The organism is bacterium, assembly GCA_040757115.1.
In the GTDB taxonomy this organism is placed as follows: Bacteria; UBA9089; CG2-30-40-21; order CG2-30-40-21; family SBAY01; genus JBFLXS01.
The window spans coordinates 1-6,553 of record JBFLYA010000211.1 but is presented as its reverse complement, the minus strand read 5'-3'; the positions used below and the strand labels follow the sequence as shown (position 1 = coordinate 6,553).

The window sequence follows — 6,553 nt, the reverse complement described above, 5'->3', positions numbered from 1 at the left end:
GGTTCAGTAACTCTTGCCTCAATAACTGCTATGGTAAGAAACAATGAAACTAAAAGATGGTTTGAAGAGGGTAAGATAGAACTCAAATTGGCAGCATAAAATCTAACCGCACAGGTCGAAATTTTTCGACCTGTGCGATTAGGTTTTAGGTTATTGACGCTGAAAGCGTCGAATTTGTAACTATTCACCACGGTAACCGTTCACCGCAGAGACACAGAGACGCAGAGAAAAAATTAAAAACTATTTACCAGACGCAGAATTCCATCACGGATTTTCATCAGTGCAAGCTTTTGAGGACCGACATATCATGATTGATTAACAAATTTGGTTTTGATGTCCTATGTAGGATAATGATTGCATCAATAATCTTTTCTGTTATCTGATTTATTTCCATGTCTTCTCTGTTCCTCTGCGTCTCTGCGGTGAATTACCACCTGAACGGTTACGGGAAGAGATGTCTACTCATATCTTTCCCAAATCTTATGTTCACCTACTGGTGTGGTTGATTTGACTTCTTTTTTCTTTTTCTCTTTTTCCCGTCTTGCTTTTTCAAGGGCGTCTTTGCGGAGGATGGGATGTATTTTCAGGAAAGCCTCGACTACCTTTGGGTCAAATTGTTTCCCGGATTGGTCTTTTAATTCCTCTATTGCTTCCTCATCAGACACACTTTCCCGAAATGCCCGTGTTGAGGTCATTGCATCAAAGGTATCTGCCACAGCAATGATTCTGGCTAACAATGGTATTTTTTCATCGGCTAATCCATCCAGATAACCTGTGCCATCATATCGTTCATGATGATGATAAACAATTGGAATAACATCCTTCAAAAATTCCAGTGGTCTTAAAATTTGACTACCAAGGAACGGATGATTCCTTATCTCCCGATGTTCATCAATACTCAATTCCTTTTCTGTCTTGAGTAAAATACTCTCCTTTATGCCTATCTTCCCAATATCATGTAAAAGGGCAGATACTTCTAATGTTTTAAGGGCATCATTAGAAAGATTCAATTCTTTACCAATGGCGACTGCATATTTTGCTACAGCCTCTGAATGTCCCTTTGTGAACGGGTCTCTTGTTTCAATTACCAATGAAAGGGTCCGCAAAGTATCCATACTGTGTCTTTGCAGATTTTGGTATAATTTTGCATATTCAATTACAATTGATGATTGTTCAGAAATAGTAGTTAAAACTTCAATATCCTGTTCATTAAAGAAAGACTCATTAAGTTTTGATGAAATAGTCAATGCTCCAACGGTCTTTTTTCTAATATTAAGAGGCACACTCAGGTATGATTTTTCAATATAAATATTTTTCTCCTCCTCGCTTAAGGTTGTATCTTCTGGTAAATTATTAATCAAGAACGGATGATTGGTTTGGATGACCCTACTGGCAATTCCAAATCCTGGTGTTAATTTTTCTTCTCGCTCTTGTTCCATATAGGTTAATCCATAAGCCGCTTCTAACTTAACATGACCATCTGGCTCTAATAAAGATAAACTTGCCTTTTTAACTCGTAATACCTTAGCCGTCAACTCGACGATTTGTGTTAGCAGTTCCTCCACACCAAATACTGATGTAATCATTTTATTCACTGCTTGAACCGTAGATAGTTGTAATGCCCGACGCTTTATTTCATCAAATGCATCAGCATTACTTAAAATAATGGCTGTTTGATTAGCGATGATAGAAACCATTCGTTCATCTTCACTACAAAATCCTCCACCTGCGGGTAGTTTATTTATAAATTCCATAACCCCTATTGGTTTATTATCTTTAATGATTGGAACAGCAAGGACACTTCGGATATATAAATCTCCTATTTGTTTAAATCTTGGGTCTTTGCGGGCATCATCAAGTATTACACCTTCTCCTTTTTCACCTACCCAGCCAACTATACCCTCACCCAGTTTAAATTTAAGTGCTTTAAATAGTCCTTCGCTTACCCTCTTTTTACCCTGACCAACCTTAACGATATACTCCTTACGGTCTTCATCCCACAGAAATACAAGTCCCAATTCTGAACCGATGACTTCATTAATGATATTTACCGCCAGGGCTAAAAGCTCGGTTGTATTTGTCGTTAATGCCATTTTATTGGTTATTTGTTGTAGCCCTGATAATTCTTGCAATCGTCGAGTTGTCTGAGTGTATAGTTTAGCATTTTCTATGGAGGAAGCAGTAGCTTGTGAAAGGGCAGTAAGCAATCTTATCTCTTCTTTCGTTAGTTCTTCTTTAGTTTGCGAGATAAAGGTTAAAATACCAATGACCTTATCTTTTGCCACTAATGGGAATAATAAAGCATACTCTATTTTGCCTGTCCCAACCAGTATTTTCAAATTGGATATATCTTCTGTTGTTTTAAAACAAAGGTATCTTTTACTAACAAATAAAGGTTTTAGTTTTTCTTTTAATTCATCCTTTTCTAATTCTAACTCTGTGTCTAAAGTTTTATCTTCTCCAAAGCCGCGTTCGGCTATTCTCTTTAATTTATCCTTTTCATAAAGAGAGATACTTATGGCAAACTCTGTGAATATTGTCGTTATTCTTTCCATGACGATTTTAAAGATTTCTGAAAGACTGAGTGTAGAAGATAAAGCGGTTGAGATAATATAAAAACTTGATAATTCTGTTACCCGTTGAGTAATTATTTCATATAATCTTGCTGTTTCAATGGCAATACTGACCTCATTGGCTAAAGTGCAGAGTAAATTCAGGTCAGATTCTGTAAATACACCCGCTCCAACTCGATTGCTAATATTAAAAACACCAATTAATTTATCCTTAAGAATCAATGGGGCACACATAGCATCTTTAATCTCAGTTTCTACTTTGCTTGATTTGAATCGAACATCATCCACTTTACCAATAAGTAATAGAGGTTCTTTTTTCTCTGCCACCCAACCGGCGATACTTCCATCTCCTGGTTTTTTAACTGTATGTTTAATAATTTCTTCAGAAAGTCCTTCAGCGGTTTTAATCCTCAGTTCACCTGAAGATTCATCTAATAACATAATCGAGCCATGTTGAGCCTGGAATATTTCACTCCCTTTCTTCAGAATTAAGGTTAATACTTCCTGGAGTTCTCTACCCTCACTAATAGTTTTACTTATTTCATATAATACCGACAGGGCATTAGCCGCGGTTTTTAGTTCGGTATATAATTTAATGGTTTGCAAGGAGACAGCGGTTTGTGAGGCTAAAACCATAAGTATTTTTTCATCTGCCTCATTAAATCCTTCTTCACGCTTTGAATTGAAGACATTGAGCACACCTATAGTTTTTTCTTTATACATTAGAGGAACAGAGAGTTGAGAATAAAGGTCTTGTTTTAATGGATTAACAAACCGTGAATCTTTACTTAAATCCTGTATATTTTGTAATTTACCTTCTTTAGCCACCCAACCTGTAATTCCTTCACCGAATCGGACACTTGATTTCGCTAATTTTTCCTCAAGAGGATATGTGCCTTTGCAAATAACCTCTCCTGAAATCTCATCAATTAACCAGAGAGAAGATTTCTCTGCCAGAGTTATGTCAATCGCACCAGCCATAATTAAATTTAATTGTTCTTTAAGGTCGAATTTTGTGGTAATGGCTTGTTCTATTTTGAGTAAAGCCATAGAGCTGGTAATTTCGCGTTGTAAAGCATCTTTAGTGATTCCATAAAGTCTGGCATTTTCTAAATCGGTCGCGGCCTGGGCAGAAAATATATTAAGTAAGTCTATTTCTTCAGTGGTGAAACTACGATGGGTTTTAGAATAAAATTCTAAAACACCAATTATTTCATCCCTGACTTTCAGTGGTAGTCCAAGATATGAGGAGAATCCTTCACTTTTTACCCAGTCAGGCATTCTGGGGTCTGTAGATAAATCCTGGATAGCGAGGGATGTTTTGTGCTGAACCAGCCAATTACTTATCTTTCCTTTGGTTTCCATTTGTGCCAGGTCTGTTTGAATGCCTTCTTTAGCCTTAGGGATTATGTCTTCTTTCATCTTCCCTGCCAGACTAACTAAACAACCATCTACCTGGGCTAATTTGACACCCGCCGATGGAATTAACTCCAGAATCTCATTCATATGAAGGGTAGAGGTTAGTCCTAAGGATATTTGTTGAAGGGTAGCGAGTTGTTCGGCACGATAGTTACTTATTTTTTCATCACTTCGCGCCTTGAGGAGAATAAAATTATGCATCGCCAGAAGAATTACCAGAAATAAAACAGACATCCATAAAACAGTAACATTATGAAGGAAGAAGAAACTTAAAATAACAAACCCAATGACGACTATCCCAACAACCCAATTAAGTAGTTTGTCAAAGTCATTTTGTTCAAGAGGAATTGAATCTTTTCCTTCGGTTCTTTTTAGATAATGAGTGAGAATTTTTAAATTATTGACGACAAAATCTATTGTTTTTTTCATTGTTATTAATTATGATAGCAAATAATTTGAATTTAGTCAAGGGAAATTTCAAGGAAGAAGTTAAGACCTATTCCCTTATTTCTACCTTTTTAATAACTCACTAATACCTTTTTCCACTTTACCCAGTTTATTTTCAAGTTTCATATCAATTGCGGCGACTAATTGATTGAGCCAGGGAGGTGGGTCTTTTAAGGATTTTACGATAGTGTCCATCGATGTTCGCATATCATCCGCAACGATTTTTAAATCAGTACTTGCTCCCATTATCATTGGCATAACTTCTTCCTTCATATTATTGGAAATCCCATCTGCATCCTCCATAAATCTCAATGCCTCAGATAATTTAGTTGGTAATTCTTCCATTTCTTGTCTTATCTTTTTCAACTGTAATAATTCCCACCAGAGAAATGTAATTAAAATTGCCCAGACTAATATCGTTGCAAACATAAGAACGACTAAAGTTATTTCTAAAAAACCGACCATAAGATTACCTCCTTTATTTTGGTACCATAGGGTTGTGCAAAATCAGGAAACTATAGTTTTTAAGCGGGTATTTAAAACCTCTATTTTTATCAATTTCCTCCAAAGAGCAAAATGCAAAAAGCAAATATAAAAATTACATATCAAAATGTAAAATTATCTCTTTCCTTTCAGCGTTAAAATACTTGAAGCAAAGATATTACCAAATTCCTCCAACTCTTTGAGAAACCCTGCTACTTCCTCTGGTTTAGCACGTTTACTATCACGAAGTAATGCAAGCCATAACTTACTTTCGTTAGTTGACTTTAAAGATGTATTAAAGAAATTAGTAAAATCTTTCTTACTACTCGCCGCCTGCCCTTCAATATAATTCCCAATGATGCTTGTACCACTCCGTAATAATTGATCACCAATTCTTTGAGAAACACTATCCTTTGGCAACTTATCGATGAGTTCTATAAGTCGCAGAGTAAAGTTATACAGTCTTTTCTTGAAGTCCTTTTTGAAATTTGATTTGTAATTTTGCATTTTGATATTTGATATTTGAATTTTTATCTCTAATTTCAGGTCTAACTCTCAGTTATCTCTCCCAAATCCTATTTTGCAGAACCCTATTGGTACCCAATACCGGTTACAAATTACCAATTTCCTTTCTGAATCTCGCCTCATTTCGTATTAAATTGGGCTTTTGTGGTAATGAGGCGATTTTTTCTTCAACTCGCCTTATCCTATCTGAAGTCAGCGGATGAGTTCTTAACATAATCTCTATTTTACTGGATTTCTCTTTTTCTTTTTGTTTTAGTTTATTAAAGAATTCTACCATTCCTTTTGGGTCATAGTCGGCTTGATAGAGGAAATGAATCCCCAGGTCATCGGCCTCAAATTCTGCCTCACGGCTATATCCTAAAAAGACAAGATTAGCGGCAATGTTTGAAAGGTCTTGAATGGCTTTTTTTTGGTCTTTTAAAAGGATACTGGCTAAAATGTCATAAGTCTGATATTTTTGTATTTGTTTGACCGAATGTCTGGCGGCGATATGACCTATTTCATGGGCAAGCACAGCGGCTAATTGCGCCTCATTATCCATAGATTCTAATGCCCCGCGATAAATATAAATATATCCACCTGGCAGGGCAAAGGCATTAATTACATCAGAATCTATTATCTTAAAATGATAGGCTATATCATTACGAAAACATACCCCGGCTAACTTTTGACCAACAGCCTGGACATATTGGGTTAAAGACGGATTATCTAAAAGTTTATTTTCTTTTTCTATCTGTTGGACGACCTGCTCTCCAATTGCGATTTCTTGTTGTGTGGAGATAAATATGCTTTCCTGCCGTTCTAATCCTGTTTGAACCGTGGCACAACCTAAAAATTGGCTTAAAATAACGATAACGAACAAAATATGCTTAATCATTTTCTCCCACTCCTATTAGAGTTCTGCAAAACCAGGAAACTGTAGTTTTTAAGCGGGTATTTAAAACCTCTATTTTTATCAATTTCCTCCAAAAAGCAAAACTCGTTTATAGTTTATAGTTTATGGTTTATAGTTTATGGTTTATAGTTTATGGTTTATGGTTTATAGTTTATGGTTTATGGTTTATGGTTTATGGTTTATAGTTTATAGTTTATGGTTTATGGTTTAT

At 35.8% G+C, this 6,553-nt stretch carries 4 protein-coding genes; all 4 read right to left on the bottom strand.

Going from position 1 to position 6,553, the window contains the following annotated elements:
• Window positions 1-458: 458 nt before the first annotated feature.
• A complete protein-coding gene (locus AB1422_15045) occupies window positions 459-4,421 on the bottom strand; it encodes a GAF domain-containing protein (protein ID MEW6620628.1) in 3,963 nt (1,320 codons plus the stop codon).
• Between the two features lie 81 nt (window positions 4,422-4,502).
• Entirely contained in the window at window positions 4,503-4,904 is a 402-nt protein-coding gene (locus tag AB1422_15040; GenBank protein ID MEW6620627.1) for a hypothetical protein, read from the bottom strand.
• Between the two features lie 153 nt (window positions 4,905-5,057).
• Window positions 5,058-5,429, bottom strand: a complete 372-nt coding sequence (locus AB1422_15035) for a four helix bundle protein (protein MEW6620626.1) — start codon at window positions 5,427-5,429, stop codon at window positions 5,058-5,060.
• Window positions 5,430-5,532: 103 nt separating this feature from the next.
• On the bottom strand, window positions 5,533-6,324 hold the full coding sequence (locus AB1422_15030; GenBank protein ID MEW6620625.1) for a M48 family metallopeptidase: 792 nt from the start codon (window positions 6,322-6,324) through the stop codon (window positions 5,533-5,535).
• Between the last annotated feature and the right edge of the window lie 229 nt (window positions 6,325-6,553).

Coding starts and splice junctions, on each gene's coding strand:
- AB1422_15045 (MEW6620628.1), bottom strand. CDS start 4,421: ATGAAAAAAACAATAGATTTTGTCGTCAATAATTTAAAAATTCTCACT.
- AB1422_15040 (MEW6620627.1), bottom strand. CDS start 4,904: ATGGTCGGTTTTTTAGAAATAACTTTAGTCGTTCTTATGTTTGCAACG.
- AB1422_15035 (MEW6620626.1), bottom strand. CDS start 5,429: ATGCAAAATTACAAATCAAATTTCAAAAAGGACTTCAAGAAAAGACTG.
- AB1422_15030 (MEW6620625.1), bottom strand. CDS start 6,324: ATGATTAAGCATATTTTGTTCGTTATCGTTATTTTAAGCCAATTTTTA.